Origin of the sequence: Methylotenera sp., from assembly GCF_029946165.1 — a bacterium.
GTDB lineage: Bacteria > Pseudomonadota > Gammaproteobacteria > Burkholderiales > Methylophilaceae > Methylotenera.
On record NZ_JAQSDZ010000024.1, the window covers coordinates 25,211 to 43,767 of the forward strand.

General features: G+C 43.2%; 20 protein-coding genes. 15 read left to right on the top strand and 5 right to left on the bottom strand.

Features of this window, described 5'->3' with window-relative positions; genetic code table 11:
- Positions 1–24 precede the first annotated feature (24 nt).
- The 3 genes from PSV17_RS12080 (at position 25) to PSV17_RS12090 (ending at position 1,543) form a co-directional block, all read left to right on the top strand.
- A complete protein-coding gene (locus tag PSV17_RS12080; RefSeq protein ID WP_300482978.1) occupies positions 25–519 on the top strand; it encodes an FKBP-type peptidyl-prolyl cis-trans isomerase in 495 nt (164 codons plus the stop codon).
- A 192-nt stretch (positions 520–711) separates the two neighbouring features.
- Positions 712–1,143 (top strand): OsmC family protein, encoded by a 432-nt coding sequence (locus PSV17_RS12085; RefSeq protein ID WP_300482980.1) that lies wholly within the window; start codon positions 712–714, stop codon positions 1,141–1,143.
- On the top strand, positions 1,130–1,543 hold the full coding sequence (locus tag PSV17_RS12090; RefSeq protein WP_300482982.1) for a VOC family protein: 414 nt from the start codon (positions 1,130–1,132) through the stop codon (positions 1,541–1,543). The genes PSV17_RS12085 and PSV17_RS12090 overlap by 14 nt, the downstream gene beginning before the upstream one ends.
- A 6-nt stretch (positions 1,544–1,549) precedes the next feature.
- On the opposite strand, the gene PSV17_RS12095 is transcribed toward PSV17_RS12090, so the two are convergent.
- The 4 genes from PSV17_RS12095 to PSV17_RS12110 all read right to left on the bottom strand — a co-directional run bounded on the left by PSV17_RS12095 (position 1,550) and on the right by PSV17_RS12110 (position 5,379).
- Entirely contained in the window at positions 1,550–1,867 is a 318-nt protein-coding gene (locus tag PSV17_RS12095; protein ID WP_300482984.1) for a DUF2322 family protein, read from the bottom strand.
- A gap of 14 nt (positions 1,868–1,881) precedes the next feature.
- Entirely contained in the window at positions 1,882–2,511 is a 630-nt protein-coding gene (gene coq7 / locus PSV17_RS12100; RefSeq protein WP_300482986.1) for a 2-polyprenyl-3-methyl-6-methoxy-1,4-benzoquinone monooxygenase, read from the bottom strand.
- Positions 2,512–2,526: 15 nt separating this feature from the next.
- A complete protein-coding gene (locus PSV17_RS12105) occupies positions 2,527–3,708 on the bottom strand; it encodes a (Fe-S)-binding protein (protein WP_300482989.1) in 1,182 nt (393 codons plus the stop codon).
- 138 nt (positions 3,709–3,846) lie between these two features.
- Positions 3,847–5,379 (bottom strand): S41 family peptidase, encoded by a 1,533-nt coding sequence (locus tag PSV17_RS12110; protein ID WP_300482990.1) that lies wholly within the window; start codon positions 5,377–5,379, stop codon positions 3,847–3,849.
- Positions 5,380–5,526: 147 nt separating this feature from the next.
- Here PSV17_RS12110 and PSV17_RS12115 point away from each other — a divergent pair, with 147 nt between their 5' ends.
- Positions 5,527–5,817, top strand: coding sequence for a SelT/SelW/SelH family protein (locus tag PSV17_RS12115; protein WP_300482992.1), 291 nt, complete (start codon positions 5,527–5,529; stop codon positions 5,815–5,817).
- A 27-nt stretch (positions 5,818–5,844) separates the two neighbouring features.
- Here the strand turns inward: PSV17_RS12115 and PSV17_RS12120 are convergent, their stop codons facing one another.
- Positions 5,845–6,417, bottom strand: a complete 573-nt coding sequence (locus tag PSV17_RS12120; protein ID WP_300482995.1) for a C40 family peptidase — start codon at positions 6,415–6,417, stop codon at positions 5,845–5,847.
- Positions 6,418–6,566: 149 nt separating this feature from the next.
- Here PSV17_RS12120 and PSV17_RS12125 point away from each other — a divergent pair, with 149 nt between their 5' ends.
- The 11 genes from PSV17_RS12125 (at position 6,567) to pepN (ending at position 18,412) form a co-directional block, all read left to right on the top strand.
- Entirely contained in the window at positions 6,567–8,504 is a 1,938-nt protein-coding gene (locus PSV17_RS12125) for an ATP-dependent DNA helicase (protein ID WP_300482998.1), read from the top strand.
- Between the two features lie 131 nt (positions 8,505–8,635).
- Complete coding sequence (gene ccmA, locus PSV17_RS12130; RefSeq protein ID WP_300483000.1) at positions 8,636–9,253, top strand: cytochrome c biogenesis heme-transporting ATPase CcmA; 618 nt, start codon at positions 8,636–8,638, stop codon at positions 9,251–9,253.
- Positions 9,250–9,918: a heme exporter protein CcmB gene (gene ccmB, locus PSV17_RS12135; protein ID WP_300483002.1), complete on the top strand. Its 669-nt coding sequence runs from the start codon at positions 9,250–9,252 to the stop codon at positions 9,916–9,918. The genes ccmA and ccmB overlap by 4 nt, the downstream gene beginning before the upstream one ends.
- An 87-nt stretch (positions 9,919–10,005) precedes the next feature.
- Positions 10,006–10,755, top strand: a complete 750-nt coding sequence (gene ccmC, locus PSV17_RS12140; protein ID WP_300483003.1) for a heme ABC transporter permease CcmC — start codon at positions 10,006–10,008, stop codon at positions 10,753–10,755.
- Positions 10,755–10,919, top strand: a complete 165-nt coding sequence (gene ccmD, locus PSV17_RS12145; protein ID WP_300483005.1) for a heme exporter protein CcmD — start codon at positions 10,755–10,757, stop codon at positions 10,917–10,919. The genes ccmC and ccmD overlap by 1 nt, the downstream gene beginning before the upstream one ends.
- Positions 10,920–10,926: 7 nt before the next feature.
- On the top strand, positions 10,927–11,376 hold the full coding sequence (gene ccmE / locus PSV17_RS12150) for a cytochrome c maturation protein CcmE (protein ID WP_300483202.1): 450 nt from the start codon (positions 10,927–10,929) through the stop codon (positions 11,374–11,376).
- A gap of 132 nt (positions 11,377–11,508) precedes the next feature.
- On the top strand, positions 11,509–13,491 hold the full coding sequence (locus PSV17_RS12155) for a heme lyase CcmF/NrfE family subunit (protein WP_300483007.1): 1,983 nt from the start codon (positions 11,509–11,511) through the stop codon (positions 13,489–13,491).
- Positions 13,488–14,015 carry a DsbE family thiol:disulfide interchange protein gene (locus PSV17_RS12160; protein WP_300483009.1) on the top strand — a complete coding sequence of 176 codons (528 nt, stop codon included), beginning with the start codon at positions 13,488–13,490 and terminating at the stop codon, positions 14,013–14,015. The genes PSV17_RS12155 and PSV17_RS12160 overlap by 4 nt, the downstream gene beginning before the upstream one ends.
- The gene (locus PSV17_RS12165) at positions 14,015–14,476 is read left to right on the top strand and encodes a cytochrome c-type biogenesis protein CcmH (RefSeq protein ID WP_300483011.1); all 462 of its coding nucleotides are present in this window, start codon (positions 14,015–14,017) and stop codon (positions 14,474–14,476) included. Before PSV17_RS12160 ends, PSV17_RS12165 begins: the two co-directional genes overlap by 1 nt.
- A gap of 21 nt (positions 14,477–14,497) precedes the next feature.
- The gene (ccmI, locus tag PSV17_RS12170; protein ID WP_300483013.1) at positions 14,498–15,721 is read left to right on the top strand and encodes a c-type cytochrome biogenesis protein CcmI; all 1,224 of its coding nucleotides are present in this window, start codon (positions 14,498–14,500) and stop codon (positions 15,719–15,721) included.
- An 84-nt stretch (positions 15,722–15,805) separates the two neighbouring features.
- Positions 15,806–18,412, top strand: coding sequence for an aminopeptidase N (gene pepN, locus PSV17_RS12175; protein WP_300483205.1), 2,607 nt, complete (start codon positions 15,806–15,808; stop codon positions 18,410–18,412).
- Positions 18,413–18,557: the final 145 nt, after the last annotated feature.

Here is an 18,557-nt window from a genome sequence, read left to right on the forward strand (position 1 = left end):
TAATTTTAACTTTAAGGTTACATAATGAAATTATTCAACTTTTTGCTTGCAAGCGTATGCGTGCTTTCACTTAACGCTTGCAAAGCTGAATCAACAGCCCCTAAAACATCAACTCAAGAAGCTTCAACTCAAGTAGCTTCAACAAAAGGAACCCCAGAAATGACTGCAAAAATTACAGAGTTACAAAAACTTGATACACAGGTTGGTACAGGCCGCGAAGCAGAGCCAGGCTTTAATGTTACCGTACATTACACAGGTTGGTTGTATGAAGAAGCGGCAGAAGGCCACAAAGGCAAAAAGTTTGATAGCAGCTTAGATCGTAAACAGCCTTTTGTATTTTTCTTAGGCGGTGGCCAAGTGATTCAAGGTTGGGATGAAGGTTTTGCTGGTATGAAAATCGGTGGCAAACGTACTTTAGTGATTCCATCAGAAATGGGTTATGGCTCTCGTGGTGCTGGTGGTGCAATTCCTCCAAATGCGGATCTAATTTTTGATGTTGAATTACTAGACGTTAAATAAAAAAATATAATTTTCGTCAACATACGGCGTTGCTCACAAAAAATAATGCCTTACATATAACCCATATGCGGCGGCCTTATTTTTTGTTCGCGCCTTGTCTGATTTATCGCATCAATCTTGTAGCTTTAGCTACTTTAGATTGATGGTGATGCCATATACCAGTAGAAATTTAAATTTTTTAGAGGAGATTTAGTGAAAGCTACAATCAAGTGGATAGACGGCGTTAGTTTTGTCGGCGAATCTGAAACAGGCCATGCGGTTGTGCTTGATGGCGCACCTGAAAATGGTGGTCGTAATATTGGTATGCGCCCGATGGAAATGTTATTGATTGGTATGGGCGGTTGTACATCATTTGATGTTGTCGCAATACTTAAAAAAGCACGTCAGCCGATTACGGCATGTGTGGCAGAAATCGACGCCACTCGTGCGGATGAGATTCCAAAAGTATTTACTAAAATCCACGTACACTTCGTGGTGACTGGTGATAACTTAAACGAAACACAAGTAGAACGCGCTGTAAAATTATCTGCTGAGAAATACTGCTCTGCTTCAATTATGTTGAGTAAGAGCGTAGAAATTACGCATGATTTTGAAATAAGACCTACAGCCTATGCACAAGCCTGAAGCTAAAGTGCCGAGTGGTATGCTCGGCATTAGGCATGTGGCTTTATTTGTAAAAGAATTAGAAGCTTGCGTCAAATTTTATGTCGATATTATGGGTATGAAAATTGAATGGCAGCCAGATTTAGATAATGTTTATTTAACCAACCAAGGTGATGTTTTCGCCCTGCATCGTGTTGATTACGTACCGCAAGCTCAGCAACGGCTAGATCATATTGGCTTCGTGTTAAATTCGATTGAAGATGTTGACAGTTGGTACGATCATTTCGTGAAATGCGGCGTTAAAATTACTGAGCGGCCTAAAACGCACCGAGATGGATCAAGAGGTTTTTATTGTTTAGATACGGTAGGGCATTTGCTAGAGCTAATCTACCATCCACCCATTATTAAAAAGCTTGCTTAACTATCCTTATTTCTCAGTCACTTTAACCGTGAGTGGTTGCTCATCTTCCAGCAGATTAAGTAATCTATCAACATTAGGATGTTTTCCTGGGCAGTTTTCTGCATCGGCAGTGTGTTCAGCAAATAAACTTAAACCTTCTACAGCGGCATCTAGAGAAATTTCTCCATACATACGAAACAGGTGGTAATACACCTTCACCGAACCTTGGCTGCCTGGCTTATTCTCTAACATACCTGCCGAACTACCATCGCTGTTAAAAAGCTCAATACGTTGCACATGCGAGGCATCGTCTAGAGTTTGTAAAACGTCACTGAATTTTTGCATTGAATACTTACCTTTTATAAATAATAACTTGATGTTGTCATCAATTTTGAAACTTTTTGCATTAAAAACTTTACTGGAGCTGGAAGCTCTGCCGCGCCGAGCTGCTTAGCTTCATTAGCATGTTTAGCTTCATCTTCTTGCATTTGCTCAATAATTTTACGCGTTTTTTTGTCGGCTTGTGGCAGTTTTTCAAGGTGGCTAGTTAAGTGTGCGCCCACTTGTTTTTCGGTTTCTTCTACAAAGCCTAAGCTCCATTTATCACCTACTGCACCCGCAATTGCACCTAAGCTAAACGAACCTAAATAAAACAAAGGATTGAGCACGCTTGTGCGGCTACCTAGTTGAGTTATCCGAGATTCGCACCATGCTAGATGCTCAGTTTCTTCCTGAGCAGCTTGTTTTAAGGCGGCGGTAGTTCCTGCATTTTTTGATGTTAATGATTGACCGCTGTACAAGGCCTGTGCACAGACTTCACCAGTATGGTTTACTCGCATGAGTGCTCCAGCTTGTTTCTTTTCCGTCTCAGATAATGCTGCTTCGGTAATGTTTTCATCTGGGTGCATACGGATACTATGCGGCTTTGCCAGCAATGTGCGTAAGCCAGTGTCAAACTCAGTAATCAGTGTATCTAATCTATTTAGCATAATGACAGTTTACCCTCAAACTTGTTCAGAAGCCCTCATTTGTTTGGCAATTATTTGAATAGGGTGCATCACAGAAACGCTTAGATTTTTTTCGCGCAATCCATTGGCGATATGCAAGCTACAGCCAATGTTAGAAGTCGCAAGTATCGCAACATTATTAGCGCTAATGGCATTTAATTTGTCTTTCAATAAATTATTGGCCATTTCGCTTTGGGTGAGCATGTAAGCACCTGCGCCGCCACAGCACTGACTATTCCCTGCAAGTGGGATGATTGTGGCATCGGGGATTTTCTTAAGTAAGCTATAAACCGCTTGATGACTTTTTTGTACATTTCTTAAGGTACATGGGTCTTGTACATAAATTTGTTCCTGAAGTGGGTTAACTTCCACATTAGACCAATCACACGCCATTAAAAATGCGCTGATGTCTTGAATTTTATGGGTCGGTAAGTAGTCATTAAGCCCTGCACCACAACCACTTGCGGTCGTTAAGATTGGTAAGCTGGCGTCGAAGCTATTTTGATTTTGTGCTACCAGTTTACTGGATTCTTCCGCGTCGCCCATTTGCCTTGCTATGCCGCCACAACAGGTTTGCTGCGCTGGAATGTGAACATCGTAACCCAATTGGTTTAGCACTTGAATGCTGGCTTTTAATGTCGTCGTATCAAGCGCATTGCCTGCGCAGCCTAAAAACAAACTAACGGCACCTTTTTTCTCGCTATTTGCTGGATAAAGACTTTTCCAGGCGCTTGGTTTCTCAACCATTGGTAATAGTTTAGCCACAGGAATGATGCGTTTGATTAAGCTAAAAAGGCCAGTTTTTTGAATTAACCAAATTTTCCAAACGAGTGCATTGGTGAGAAAGCGGCTTCGTATAAATACTTTAGTCAGTGCAGAAAATGGACTTTTCTTAGGAATAAAAAGTGCGCGTGTGGTATCGACAAGTGCACCATAATTCACGTTATTTGGGCAAGCAGATTCACAACTACGGCAACTCAAACATAAATCGATATGTTCATTAAAACGCGTATTGTTTGGCAAAATTTCTTGCGCTACTGCACGCATGAGCTGAATGCGTCCGCGTGGAGAATCAGCTTCGGAACCAGTTTTTCTGTAGGTTGGGCAATGTGGTAAGCATAAGCCGCAGGCCACACAACGGTCAGCCTCTACAATCAATTCTTTTATAGATAAAGTCATATGCTTATTATAAGCCTTGCCATGTGCGCTTGGAGCAAGCTTGCCTTAGAAAATATGGTTAGAAAGCCTATTTATAAGCTAACAGAAATAAAAAATCCGCCTTCATCACAAAGGCGGATTAATTAATGACTAAGACTATTATTTATCAGCAGGTGCATCAACTTTAGCAGCTTCAACCTTAGCTGGATCAGCCGCAACTACTGGCTTACCTTTAAGAAAATTCATGGCCTGAGCAAATTGTAAATCTTCTTTGCTTGTCGGTTCAATCGGGCCAGCAGGTTCAGCATATTTTTTCTCATTCAATTTATCTTTTGCAGCGCCTTTTGCAGGAGTTGCTGCATCAGATTTTTTTGCTGCGCCAGTTTGCAAATCTTTAGGATTAGTTAAGTGACCCGTTAAATCAGCTTCATGAATGTTATAAGTTTGATCTGTTCCATCATCAACAATGTAGTCAGGATCGATACCTTTAGCCTGTATCGAGCGACCATTTGGTGTGAAGTAACGCGCAGTCGTTAGCTTGATAGCCGCGCCGTTGTTCATTGGCATAATAGTTTGCACGGAACCCTTACCAAAGCTTCTAATGCCCACTAATGTTGCACGTTTATGGTCTTGCAATGCACCTGCTACGATTTCAGAAGCTGAAGCAGAACCTGCATTAATCAAAACAACCATCGGTACGGTTTTAAGGTCAGCAGGTAAATCACTAATATAGTCGTTATTGGTGATTGCACTTGCATAACTTAACGGGTTGTTTGGATTTAGATTATTTTTTCTCATATAAGCACTTGCAATACTGTTGCTTACATAGTTTTCAGCACTTGCAGTTAACTTCATTTTAGAATCCGCAGCGCGCCCTTCGGTGTACACCACTAAAGTATCTTTTGGTAAAAATGCTGCTGAAACGCCAACGGCGCCATTCAACAAACCACCTGGGTCGTTGCGCAAATCTAAAACAAAGCCTTTAAACGGACCTTTATTTTCGTCGTGCATGGTTTTAATGGCTTTTGCTAAATCTTGGCCGGTATGTTCTTGGAACTGTGTGATGCGAGCATATGCATAACCAGGCTCAGTCATTTTGTATTTAACGCTTTTATTTTTGATAATGGCACGAACTAGCGTAAAGGTAAGTGGTTTAGGCTCGTTCTTACGTAAAACGGTTAACACAATTGAGGTATCTGGTTTGCCGCGCATGCGTTTTACCGCATCATTTAAATTCAAGCCTTTTACGGGTGTTTCGTCTAACTTCATGATTAAGTCACCGCTCTTAATGCCAGCAGCAAAAGCAGGGGAATCTTCAATAGGTGAAACTACCTTAACTAAACCATCCTCCATGCCAACTTCAATACCCAAGCCGCCAAATTCACCTTGCGTTGCTGCTTGCATATCTTTGAATGCATCAGCATCCATATAGGTCGAATGCGGATCTAAACCTGTGAGCATGCCGCTAATCGCTTCTGATATTAACTTTTTATCTTCAACAGGTTCTACATAATCACTTTTGATTTTGCCGAATACTTCGGCAAATGCGCGCAAGTCGGCGATTGGAAATTGTTGTTTAGCCATTTTTTCAGCAACTGCTGAATATGTTAGACTAAGCATTAGACCAAGGATTAAGCCTGAGCCCACTAAAGCAATTTTAGTAAAACCCTTATGTTTGTTTTTAGCTTGCATTTACGATTCCCACAAATTAATGACGCAACGAGTTATAAGACAGACTGAGCTTTAATAGTTCCAAGTTTATCTAACAACTACAACAATAATTAAACTTAACTTCAATAATCAAACCCAATTAAAAGTATAACAGTAAGGATGACTAAATTGACCACGTATAACATTGAAATTACTTATTGCACACAATGTCGCTGGCTTTTGCGTGCCGCTTGGTTAGCACAAGAGTTATTGACCACATTTGAGCAGGACTTAACTGGCGTGACTTTAAAGCCAGGCAGTAATGGTATTTTTGAGATTAGTTTAAATCAAAAACTGCTTTTCTCTCGCAAAGAAGCAGGCCGATTTCCTGAGGCTAAAGAAGTTAAGCAATTGGTGAGAGATTGCATAGACCCGGAGCGGGATTTGGGTCACAGTGATAAGCCTAAACCACAGAGTTAGGCTCATAGGTATTAAGTTAATCAATAATTAGTAAGTAAGTTTAACGGTTTCAGTGTCTTTTTTGGCATCAATACGTTGAGCGCCGTCATAACGCTTTGCCCAATAATCTGCTTCTAAATTTTCCACTCGCACTACACCACCACTGCGAGGCGAGTGAATAAAGCGGTTGTTACCCACGTATATGCCTACATGAGAAAATGCGGATTTAAGGGTATTAAAAAACACCAAGTCGCCTGGTTGAAGATCACTTTTGCGTACAGATTTACCCAGTTGGCTCATTCCAAGCGCAGAACGCGGTAGGCTTAAACTGGTAGCTTGCTTAAATACATAACGTACAAACCCGCTGCAATCAAAACCAGTATCAGGTGAATTGCCGCCGTATTGATAGCGAACACCACTCAACGCGAGCGCATTCATGAGTACTTCACTTGCGCGAGTAGACCACTTTTCCAGAACTTCGCTTTCTGAGTGCGCTAATAATGCAGCTTGCTCGTCAGTTGGCATCGCTTCATTGCCTGCAACAGTGTCAGCTGTCGCACACGAAGAGGTGGCTAAAACCAACATTAAGCAGAACATAAAATGGCTGATAAATTTTTGCATGTGCGCTAATTATAAGAATTTAAACAAAAAAAGCAAATATGGACTAATTTAACAATATTTTACTAAATATAAAACTCACTGATATGTGTCAAGTTTTAGCATAAAACATCCCATAAAACTGTCGAAGTCGTGGGATAATCTCAGCCCTTATGAGCGAACAATCCATACGCCAAGTATTTGAAAAAGACGGCACCTTAGCTAAGCATATCGACGGCTATAGCGAGCGGTCGCAACAGCTAGAAATGGCATTGGCGATTGGTGAGGCTATTGAAAATAACACGCAATTGGTAGCCGAAGCTGGCACAGGCACAGGTAAAACTTTTGCCTATTTAGTGCCGGCCCTGCTCACGGGCGGTAAAGTCATTATTTCTACGGGTACTAAGAATCTACAAGATCAACTTTATAGCCGCGATTTGCCTAATGTGCGTGATGCACTTAAAGTTCCAGTTACCGTGGCGATGCTCAAAGGGCGTGCAAACTATGTATGTCATTATCATCTAGAGCGCGCTGAGCAAGAAGGGCGCTTTGCCTCGCGTGAAGATGCAAAGTATGTGCATGTGATTAAAACTTTTGCTGAGAATAGCAAAACAGGCGACAAAAGCGAACTTAATTCGGTGCCAGAAAATGCCATGATTTGGGCTAGCGTAACTTCTACACGTGATAATTGCCTAGGCAGTGATTGCGCATATTACAAAGAATGTTTTGTAATGGAGGCGCGGAAGAAAGCACTTGAAGCCGATGTGGTGGTGGTTAATCATCACCTATTTTTTGCAGATGTAATGTTACGTGACGAGGGCGTTGCCGAATTACTACCAACGGCAAACACTGTGATATTTGATGAGGCGCATCAACTACCTGAAGTCGCAGGGCTATTTTTTGGTGAAGATGTTTCTACTAGTCAATTGCTTGAACTGGCGCGAGATTGCACTACTGCACATTTAACGCTGGCTAAAGACTGTGTTGCTTTGGGTGGTGCGATTCCAGTGCTCGAGAAAGCAGCTAAAGATTTCAGGTTGGTTTTCGCTTACGAAGGTTCACGCTTACCTGTACAAAAAGCCTTAGCTCTCAAAGGTTTTGAAGACGCATTTGACCATATGCAAAGTCAATTGCAAGGGTTGACAACGATACTCGAAACCCAAGCCGCACGCGACCCATTGTTAGAAAAATGTTGGCAAAGAAGTGAAGCATTGTGCGATTTGTTTAGGCGCTGGAAAACTGCCGAAAATAATAATTTGGTACGTTGGGTTGAGGTGTTTACGCACTCAGTGCAACTTCATGCCACTCCTTTAAGTGTGGCAGAAGGCTTTGGTAAGCAATTAAATGCTCAACCGCGCGCATGGATTTTTACTTCGGCGACATTGGCGGTTAAAAGCGACTTTAGTCACTATTTAGAGCGCATGGGCTTGCAGGACGCCAAAACGGGCTACTGGGAAAGCCCATTCAATTATCAAGAGCAAGCATTGTTCTACGTACCAGCGGACATGCCCGACCCCAATAGTCCAGCTTATACGGCAAGCGTGGTGGCTGCTGCTTTACCTGTGTTGCAAGCCAGTGGAGGCCGCGCCTTTGTGCTATCTACCAGCTTGCGAGCTATGCGCGAGATTCATGCTTTATTGAAAGAAGAGTTCGCTGAAAACGGCATAGAAAGCCCGTTACTGCTGCAAGGTGAAAGCTCACGTACAGAGTTATTAGACCGCTTTCGTAAACTGGGTAACGCTGTATTGGTGGGCTCGCAAAGTTTTTGGGAAGGCGTAGATGTTCGAGGCGAAGCATTAAGCGTGGTGATTATTGATAAATTGCCATTTGCGCCGCCAGATGACCCTGTGTTATCTGCACGTGTAGATAAATTAAATGCAGAAGGTAAAAATGCCTTTATGGAATATCAATTGCCTTATTCTGTGATTACCCTAAAGCAGGGCGCAGGGCGTTTGATTCGCGATGAAAATGACCGCGGCGTATTGATGATTTGCGATCCGCGATTAATCACAAAATCTTATGGAAAACGCATTTGGCAAAGCTTGCCGCCATTCAAGCGTACTCGTGTGTTGGCCGATGTTCAGGCTTTTTTTGCAGAGACCGAGAATTAAATTCAGCGTCTCGAAGTCGAAACGCTGCTGTTGAGGTTTTGAGTGCCTAACTCATTGAGTGTTAGAATGGCGACGGATACTATTATTGATGAAATTGGCGACACTATTAATATGTTAATGGCACAGCACTTATGTTAACTGTACAGAACTTGGCATGCTTGCGCGGTGACCGTTTGCTATTTAAAAATGTAGAGTTCGAGCTTAATGCTGGCGGCTTACTCTATGTGCTGGGTGAGAATGGTAGCGGAAAAAGTAGTTTACTACGCATGTTATGCGGCTTGATATTGCCAGAAACAGGAACAGTTTTCTGGGATAAAAAAACCATCAAAGAAGAAACTGAAGGTTATTTGTCGAATCTTACTTATATTGGACATTTAAATGGCCTTAAAGATGACCTTACTGCACTTGAAAACTTAACGATGAGCGCGCGTGCTGCTGGTAATGATGTGTCAGAAGATAAAGCATTTGCAGCATTAGCGGCTATTGGCATTGAGCGTTGTGCAAATTTGCCAGCGCGCGTGCTATCGCAAGGGCAAAAAAGACGAGTAACGCTTGCTAAGCTTTGGTTGGCAAAAGGTAAATTATGGATATTGGACGAACCCTTTGCTGCATTAGATATTGCGTCAGTCAGTAGACTCGCTGCAAAGCTGGGTGAGCATTTAGCCAGTGGTGGTATGGCAATTCTGACTACCCATCAAGATGTGACTATACATGCGCAATCGATACAGACTTTGAGGTTAAGTGAATGAGTGGCGCATGGGTGACCGTGCTTAAGCGCGATCTTTTACTAGCTTTCCGTAGACGTTCAGATGTTGCGACCACGCTATTTTTCTTCTTGATGGTCTCGAGTTTATTTCCATTGGGCATTGGCCCAGAACCTGCGGTGTTAAGCAGCATCGCACCAGGAGTTTTATGGGTGGCGGCATTATTGGCGGGCATGCTTTCACTCACACGTTTATTCGCAGCCGATTTTGCGGATGGTAGTTTAGAGCAAATGTTACTCGCACCTCAGCCGCTAACTTTATTAGTGACGGCAAAGGTTTTAGCGCATTGGCTTGTTTGCGGCTTGCCAGTGGTATTGTTAGCGCCATTAATAGGTTTGCAATATGCACTGCCAAGCGATGCATTATCAGTGCTGATTATTTCTTTATTATTGGGTACGCCAGCATTAAGTTTAATTGGCGCAATTGGTGCCGCGCTTACCTTAGGCGTTCGAGGTAGTGGATTATTAGTAGCATTATTGGTATTACCTTTATATATTCCAGTGTTGATTTTTGGTGCTGGCGCAGTGGCGGCAAGTCAGCATGGTATGAGCGCACAGGCGCATTTGTCATTGTTGGCGGCCTGTTCGTTACTAGCTTTGGTGTTGGCACCTTTGGCTACTGCGGCTGCATTACGTATCTCTGTAGAATAATCCTTAGGTAGAATAAAGTTTAGAGTAGAGTAAAATATGCGCGAGTTTAAACACAGCAACATTACAGTGAATTTGAGCAAATAAATTATGAGCATTAATTGGTTTAAATATTCATCTCCGCAGACTTTTTATCCGCTAGCTGGAAAAATGATTCCGTGGTTTGCTGGGCTAGCCACAATTTTAGCTATCGCAGGTTTGTACATTAGCTTTGCTGTCGCCCCGACTGATTTTCAGCAAGGTGAAGCTTATCGCATTATTTTTGTTCATGTGCCTGCAGCATGGATGTCTATGGTCATTTATATCGTCATGGCTGGATGGGCAGGGCTAGGCTTAGCGCTCAATGCGCGATTATCAGCCATGATGGCTCAGGCGCTAGCGCCTACTGGTGCAATTTTTACCTTACTCGCTTTAGTCACAGGGTCACTTTGGGGTAAACCAATGTGGGGCGCTTGGTGGGTGTGGGACGCGCGTTTAACCTCTGAGCTTATCTTATTATTTCTATATCTAGGCTTCATTGCTTTGCAATCGTCGATTGATGATCCGCGTCGTGCAGATAGAGCGGGGGCTTTGTTAGCGCTGGTTGGCGTAGTTAACGTGCCGATTATTTATTTTTCAGTGAAATGGTGGAATACCTTGCATCAAGGCTCTAGCATCAATATGGGAGCGGCGCCAAAAATGGCCGCGACTATGTTGATGGGGATGCTACTCATGGCCTTAGCTTTTTGGATGTATACCGTGGCTGTTGCATTGATGCGCGTGCGCTGCATTATGCTAGAACGTGAGCGCTCAGCGGATTGGGTTAAAGCGTTGTCAACTACAGCAGGAGGAAAATCATAATGCAATGGGCAAGTTGGTCAGCGTTTTTTAATATGGGCGGCTACGCATTTTATGTGTGGTTTTCTTTCGGCTTAACGGCACTTTGTGTCGTTTGGGAAGTCTTATCCCTGCGCAAACGTAGCAAGGCTGCATTACGTTTATCTAAAATTTTGGCACAAGGTTAATATGGCTATAAAAGCACGACATAAACGATTTATTTTGATAGCGATTGGCTTGGCATTGTTAGGTTTAGCCGCAATGCTGATTTTGAATGCTTTTCAAAGCAATATGGTATTTTTCTATACACCAACACAAGTGCATAAAGGCGAAGTGCCGCACGGTACTGGCTTCCGTATTGGTGGCTTAGTAGTAGAGGATAGTTTGAAACGCCAAGATGATGGTCTAACCGTTCATTTTTCTATTACCGATACCGCCAAAATTGTGCCAGTCGTATACAAAGGCGTTTTGCCTGATTTGTTTAAAGAAGGCAAAGGCGTAGTAGCGCAAGGCAAGGTGGGGCCGGATGGTATATTTGTCGCCAGTGAAGTACTTGCAAAGCATGATGAAAACTACATGCCCCCAGAAGCCGCAGAAGCGCTAAAACGCGCTCAAGAACAAGGTAAAACGGTCGTGATGCCCTAAGTAATAAAACTTACAAAGCACTCCCTGTTTTGTATAGATGGACCTAAAAGTCACCTATACAAAACAGGCTCATGCTATTACCAATACTCGCAATAAAATCAATATATAGATTAAATTACTAAGGATATTAACGTGATTCCTGAAATTGGCCATTTTTCTCTCATACTAGCTTTGCTGGTGGCGCTCACGCTAGGTAGCTTGCCTATAATAGGTGCTGCTAGAGGCAATGTGGTGTGGATGGGCTTAGCCAGACCGCTTGCGCGCGCTCAATTCTTGCTAATCGCATTCGCTTTCCTTTGTTTGGCTTATGCCTTTGCAGCCAAAGATTATTCTGTCTTGTACGTAGCATCAAACTCTAACTCAAAACTGCCTATTCAATTTCGTATCGCAGCGGTGTGGGGCGGTCATGAAGGCTCATTATTGCTTTGGGCGCTCATATTAAGTGTTTGGACTGTCGCCGTGAGTGCCTTTTCTAAACATCTGCCAGATGATATGCGCGCGCGTATCTTGGGCGTAATGGGCTTAATCAGTGTTGGCTTCTTATTGTTTATGCTTATGGTTTCAAATCCATTTGATCGTTTAATTCCAGCAGCATTAGATGGCCGTGATTTAAACCCTTTATTGCAAGATCCAGGCATGATCTTCCATCCGCCAATGCTTTATATGGGCTACGTTGGCTTCTCGGTGGCATTTGCCTTCGCTATTGCCGCCTTGCTGGGTGGGCAGTTAGATGCAGCATGGGCACGTTGGTCACGCCCATGGACAACCTTGGCATGGGTATTTCTCACTGTTGGTATTATGGCCGGTAGTAATTGGGCTTATTACGAGCTTGGCTGGGGCGGTTGGTGGTTTTGGGATGCGGTAGAAAATGCATCCTTCATGCCTTGGCTGGTGGGTACTGCGCTTATTCACTCACTTGCGGTCACGGAAAAACGTGGCAGCTTTAAAGCTTGGACAGTGTTACTAGCCATTTGCGCTTTTTCTTTAAGCCTTCTTGGAACATTTTTAGTGCGTTCTGGCGTGCTCACTTCTGTTCATGCTTTTGCCACAGACCCAAGACGCGGTGTATTTATTTTAGCGTTTTTAGTGATAGTGATTGGTGGTTCATTGGCGCTATTTGCTTGGCGTGCGCCAACGGTGGGTCGTGGCGGTAAGTTTGATGTAGTTTCACGCGAGAGTTTTCTACTAGCGAATAACGTGTTGTTAGCCGTTGCGGCAATGTCTGTATTGCTCGGTACACTTTACCCCTTGTTTTTGGATGCATTAAATTACGGCAAAATCTCTGTCGGCCCTCCATATTTTGATGCAGTATTCGCGCCACTCATGACGCCTGCGCTGTTCTTGATGGGTATCGGTCCCATTGCAAGTTGGAAAAATGCTTCATTGCCTGAATTGGCCATGCGCTTGCGCTGGGCTTTTGGTGTGAGTGTTGTTACGGCTATTATTCTGCCGTTATGGCTGGGTAATTTAACGCCAATGATAGGCCTTGGTTTATTCTTAGCTTTTTGGATTATCGCGACTACAGTGAATATGGTGCGCCATCGTTTACGCGGTGCAGACCAATCGTTAACTTCACGCGTTAAAGCCGTTCCACGCGCTTGGTGGGGCATGGTGATTGCGCATTTAGGGATTGCCGTGTTCACTATAGGCGTCACCATCGTTAAAGGCTTTGAGTCAGAAACCGCAATACGTATGATGCCCGGTGATGTCGCGCATCTAGCGGGTTTTGATTTTACCTTTAAAGGCGTAAAAGAAGTTCAAGGGCCAAACTATACCGCAAACAGAGGGGAACTTCTGGTGAGTAAAAACGGAGTTGAGCGCACGATACTCAACACTGAAAAAAGACTATACACCGTAACTAATATGCCGATGACCGAGGCTGGTATCAGCCCAGCAGTGATTCATGATTTATACGCATCTCTTGGCGAGCCTCTCAGTGATGGCGCTTGGAGCGTCCGTATTTATCATAAACCTATGGTGGAATGGATATGGGTAGGCTGTCTAATGATGGGGTTAGGCGGTTTGTTGGCCTTATCTGATAGGCGTTATCGCATGAAAAAGCGCAATAAGAATTCAAATGGGGCGGAATTAGGTCAAGAAGAGGTTGCGATATGAAGCGCGCTTTAATACCTTTAATCATTTTTTTAGTGGTAGTCGGTTTTCTTTTCAAAGGCCTATTTCTAAATCCCAGAGAGGTACCTTCACCATTAGTGGGTAAGCCTGCACCGCAGTTCAGTTTGGCTCGTTTAGATGCTGCTGATGCAACATTTTCACCAAAAGAAATGTTAGACAAAGTTTGGTTACTTAATACTTGGGCATCTTGGTGCGCGGCCTGTAAAGATGAACATCCACTTTTAGTGGAGCTAGCCAAATCAAACTTTGTGCCTATTATTGGTTTGAATTACAAAGACAATAATCAAGACGCGCAAAAATGGTTAGATGAGGCTGGCAATCCTTATGCAATTAATGCAGTGGATGCTGATGGCCGTGTGGGTATTGATTATGGTGTTTACGGCGTACCTGAAACTTATGTGATTGATAAAAAAGGCCTTATTGCTTACAAGCAGATTGGCCCCATCACGATGGAAGCGTTACGCGATAAAATTGTTCCACTAATTAAACAATTGCAGGCTCAATAATGCTCAATAAATTACTCAATATATTCGTTGCTTGTTTTTTAATGCATGCCTTAAGCCTCAACGCGCAAGAAGCGCAACCAATGCAAAATAATGCGGCGGTTGAAGAGCAGGTTCAGCGCTTGTCTACACAACTACGCTGTTTAGTATGTCAAAACCAAACCTTGGCAGATTCACACGCGGCGCTAGCGCAAGACTTAGTGCAAGAGGTAAGAGAAATGGCCACTAAGGGTATGAGCGACCAAGAGATTATTGATTATTTGGTCGCGCGTTATGGAGATTTTGTGCGTTATCGCCCACCACTTAAATCAAGCACTGTTTTGTTGTGGTTAGGTCCTTTTGCCTTGCTAGTGGTTGGTGGGTTTGGTTTATTTCTTCAATTGCGTAGGCGCCAAGCAATGGCTGCTGATGCGCCGCTGACTGAAGAAGAAACCCGTAAAGTACGCGAATTACTTAATAAGTAGTTCATAAAATAAGGAAGCATGATGTTGTTATTTTGGGTAATTGTAGTTGCAATGATAGTCGCTACGCTGGCATTCATACTGCCAGCTTTGTTAAAGCCAAGTAAGACTGTCACGACAGACGCTAATGCTGAAAAGCGAGCAATTTTTCGTCAGCAGTTTGATGAGATCGCACAGGATAAAACCAACGGCATTCTAGACGCTGCGCAGTATGAGCTTGCTAAAACTGAACTTGAGCGACGCATGTTGGATGAAATTGATGTTAACCACGTGGTGGCAGCTAATAATAAGCCAGACCGTACAGTGGCGTTGATTTTACTCATAATTTTACCGCTTGCTTCATTATTCATTTATTACAAAATTGGTAGCCCCGCAGCGATTGCCACGCCAAATGCAGCTCAAACTATTGAGGAGCAAAGTGCAAGAGCAGGTGACGTTGAGCCGCTACTGGCAGCAATGAATGCTAAGTTAGCGCAAAATCCAACAGACGGTAAAGGCTGGGCGTTATTAGCAAGAACTTATGTTGAGCTTGGGCGTGCTACTGATGCTGTTCCAGCTTATGAAAAAGCTGTAAAAATAATTCCGAATGACGCACAATTATTAGCCGATTATGCAGATGCTTTAGCGGTTTCAAATGATTATAACTTAGCAGGTAAACCAACCGAGCTAGTAGATCAGGCGCTAAAGCTAGATCCACATCACATTAAATCCTTACTGTTAGCCGCTGCGGCCGCAACTAATCGTAAAGATTACAAGCAAGCCATTGTTCATTGGCAAAATCTGCAAAAAGAATTGCCTCCTGACTCTGACATCGCACCTAAAGTAAAAGCCTCGTTAGATGAAGTATATCGATTAGCGGGCATCAAGGCACCTTTAGTTAGTGATGCATCAGCCGCGCCAGCCGCGCAAGGTGTGAACGGTACGGTTAAGTTAGCACCAGCGCTTGCCTCAAACGTTAATCCGACTGATACGGTATTTGTGTATGCACGTGCCGCACAAGGCGCCGCAATGCCGCTTGCTATTGAGCGTACTACGGTAAAAGACTTGCCTTACACTTATCATTTAGATGACAGTAAGGGTTTAATGCCCGCGAATAAACTTTCACAAGCGAGTGAAGTGGTCATCGTGGCACGCATCTCTAAAACAGGCGATGCAAAACCGCAAGCGGGTGACTTACAAGGCACGTCAGCAACAGTTAAACCTAATGGCGGAAATGTTGATATTGAAATCAATGAGCTGCTAAAGTAATTTCATCATAGACTAGGCGACAGCTTGTTGCGCATTAACTCTTTTAATTAATGATTAAGATATAGAACTGAAAAAATTATGACGATGCCAATTGATAAAGACCTGACACCTAAAACTATTTTCTTAAAAGACTATCAGCCAGCGCCTTATAGCGTAGCGCATGTGAATCTGAGTTTTACCTTGTTTGAAGACAAAACAATTGTTAAGTCTGAGGTGTCGTACGTTAAAAACCCGAATAGTGCTTCACATGACTTAATCTTAAACGGTGAAGGTCAGACCATTACCTCTGTTGAGCTTGATAACAAGCCGTTTAATGGCTACGTTCTCACAGATGAAACCTTCACTATCCATAATGCAGCTGAGAAATTTACGCTGACGATTACCTCGGAAATTGACCCAGAATCCAACACATTGCTTGAGGGTTTATATAAATCTCAAGGTAACTATTGCACGCAATGTGAAGCGGAAGGCTTTCGCCGTATTACATACTTTCAAGATCGTCCAGATGTGCTCAGCACATTTACTGTGCGTGTTGAAGGAGATAAAAGCAAATATCCAGTATTGCTTTCTAACGGTAATCTCGTAGAGTCAGGCGAATGCGGCGAAGGTCGCCACTTTACTGTTTGGCATGATCCATTTCCAAAACCTTGCTACCTTTTTGCATTAGTCGCAGGAAATCTGGTGCGAGTTGCAGACAGCTTTAAAACAATGTCTGGTCGCCATGTCGACTTGCATATTTATGTTCGCACAGGTGATGAGAAACAATGTGACCACGCCATGCAATCGCTGATTAAAGCCATGAAGTGGGATGAAGAAAAGTACGGCCGGGAATATGAACTGGATTTGTTTAATATCGTCGCCGTGAGTGATTTCAACATGGGTGCCATGGAAAATACCTCACTTAATATTTTTAACACTTCGCTTGTCCTCGCCCATCAAAATACCGCGACTGACAGTGACTTTATGAGTGTTGAAGGTGTGATTGGTCATGAGTATTTTCATAACTGGACTGGCAATCGTGTGACTTGTAGAGATTGGTTCCAATTATCACTCAAAGAAGGTTTTACTGTTTTTAGAGATCAAGAGTTTAGTGCAGATATGAACTCTCAAGCAGTGCAGCGCATTGATGATGTTAACTCTTTGCGCCGTTTGCAATTTTCAGAAGATGCAGGGCCGTTGGCACACGCAGTTCAGCCAGATCAATTTATCGAGATTAGCAATTTCTACACAAAAACTGTGTATGAAAAAGGTGCGGAAATCATTCGTATGCAGCACACCTTGTTGGGCGAAGAAACATTTCGCAAAGCGACAGATTTGTATTTTGACCGTTATGATGGCCATGCTGTGACCTGTGATGATTTTGTGCAATGTATGGCAGATGCGTCTGGTCGCGATATGTCGCAATTCTTCTTGTGGTACAAACAAGCTGGCACGCCAACTTTAAAAGCTTCTAGTCAATACAATGCGGCATCGAGTACTTATACACTCACGTTTGAGCAATCTCAGCCTGCAACGCCTGGGCAGCTAGATAAAAAACCACTTCACATACCTGTGGCAGTTGGTTTGCTAGACGCAACAGGTGCGCAAACGCATGAAACACAGATACTTGAACTGACTGAGCGTGAACAAAGCTTCACCTTCAACAATGTTAATACGCCACCAGTGCCGTCAATCTTGCGTGGTTTTTCTGCGCCTGTAAAATTAATCACAGACTTGAGCGATGATGATCTTCGTCTATTACAACTTAAAGATACTGATGGTTACAACCGCTGGGAAGCAGGACAAACAATAGCATTGCGTAATATTGAGCGGGTGATGGCTGATAGCGAAGCCAATATCTCTCAATTTATAGATGATTTTGGCGCCATGATTGAACAAGGTCTTGCCAATAATGGCGATAAAGCATTACTCGCACGCGCCCTCACGCTACCTGCGATAGGCGTTATTGCACAAAGTCAGGAAGTCATTGACCCTACGGCAATAGATAATGCCCGTACGCAGATACTTAAAACCATTAAACAGACCCACAAAGAAGCATTGCAACGTTTATATAAAGCCAATAGCAATACGGGTGAGTTTTCATTATCGCCAGAAGCTATGGGACGTAGAGCATTACAAAATACGGTGTTGGAATTGTTAACTGTCACCAATGGAACTGGATGCGCCGCACTTGCAAAAGCGCATTATGATGCCGCTGATAATATGACCGATATGATTGCTGCGGCATCGTGTCTGTCAGACAGTACGCAAGTTCAAAGAGAAGAAGTGTTAGCTGATTTCTATCGTCGATTTAAGGACTATCCGCTCGTTGTGGATAAATGGTTCTCGCTTCAAGCGATTGCCAATAGAGAGGCAATATTTGATGACTTTGCGAAACTGCTTAAGCATCCAGACTTTAATATTAAAAATCCTAATCGTGTGCGTTCACTTTATTCAGCATTCTCAATCAATAATCCAGTGAAACTCCATGACCCCAGCGGTCAAGGCTATGCCATTTTACGAGATGTGATTATCCAGTTGAATGAAATCAATCCACAAATTGCTTCACGCCAAGTAACACCATTCCGCGAATGGAAACGCTACACTCCAGCCTTGCAAGCGCATATGAAAGAGGCACTACAAAGCATTATGAACACGCCTAACCTTTCAAACGATGTGTTTGAGATTGTAAGTAAAAGCTTGAATGGCTAGAAGCTAGAGGCGCGGCGTACTGAAACTGGCTATATTGTTATATTTGATATGCATCTCACAGTGTTAATGCGCATCAAGGATAATGCAAAGTCATTTGTTAAGTTTAATGTTTAGTTGCAAGTAGTGATGCTATATTAAAGTAGCT

Coding starts and splice junctions, on each gene's coding strand:
- coq7 (WP_300482986.1), bottom strand. CDS start 2,511: ATGCTAAATAGATTAGATACACTGATTACTGAGTTTGACACTGGCTTA.
- PSV17_RS12095 (WP_300482984.1), bottom strand. CDS start 1,867: ATGCAAAAATTCAGTGACGTTTTACAAACTCTAGACGATGCCTCGCAT.
- PSV17_RS12120 (WP_300482995.1), bottom strand. CDS start 6,417: ATGCAAAAATTTATCAGCCATTTTATGTTCTGCTTAATGTTGGTTTTA.
- PSV17_RS12090 (WP_300482982.1), top strand. CDS start 1,130: ATGCACAAGCCTGAAGCTAAAGTGCCGAGTGGTATGCTCGGCATTAGG.
- ccmD (WP_300483005.1), top strand. CDS start 10,755: ATGCAATGGGCAAGTTGGTCAGCGTTTTTTAATATGGGCGGCTACGCA.
- PSV17_RS12160 (WP_300483009.1), top strand. CDS start 13,488: ATGAAGCGCGCTTTAATACCTTTAATCATTTTTTTAGTGGTAGTCGGT.
- ccmC (WP_300483003.1), top strand. CDS start 10,006: ATGAGCATTAATTGGTTTAAATATTCATCTCCGCAGACTTTTTATCCG.
- ccmI (WP_300483013.1), top strand. CDS start 14,498: ATGTTGTTATTTTGGGTAATTGTAGTTGCAATGATAGTCGCTACGCTG.
- PSV17_RS12080 (WP_300482978.1), top strand. CDS start 25: ATGAAATTATTCAACTTTTTGCTTGCAAGCGTATGCGTGCTTTCACTT.
- PSV17_RS12105 (WP_300482989.1), bottom strand. CDS start 3,708: ATGACTTTATCTATAAAAGAATTGATTGTAGAGGCTGACCGTTGTGTG.
- ccmB (WP_300483002.1), top strand. CDS start 9,250: ATGAGTGGCGCATGGGTGACCGTGCTTAAGCGCGATCTTTTACTAGCT.
- pepN (WP_300483205.1), top strand. CDS start 15,806: ATGCCAATTGATAAAGACCTGACACCTAAAACTATTTTCTTAAAAGAC.
- ccmA (WP_300483000.1), top strand. CDS start 8,636: ATGTTAACTGTACAGAACTTGGCATGCTTGCGCGGTGACCGTTTGCTA.
- PSV17_RS12125 (WP_300482998.1), top strand. CDS start 6,567: ATGAGCGAACAATCCATACGCCAAGTATTTGAAAAAGACGGCACCTTA.
- PSV17_RS12110 (WP_300482990.1), bottom strand. CDS start 5,379: ATGCAAGCTAAAAACAAACATAAGGGTTTTACTAAAATTGCTTTAGTG.
- PSV17_RS12165 (WP_300483011.1), top strand. CDS start 14,015: ATGCTCAATAAATTACTCAATATATTCGTTGCTTGTTTTTTAATGCAT.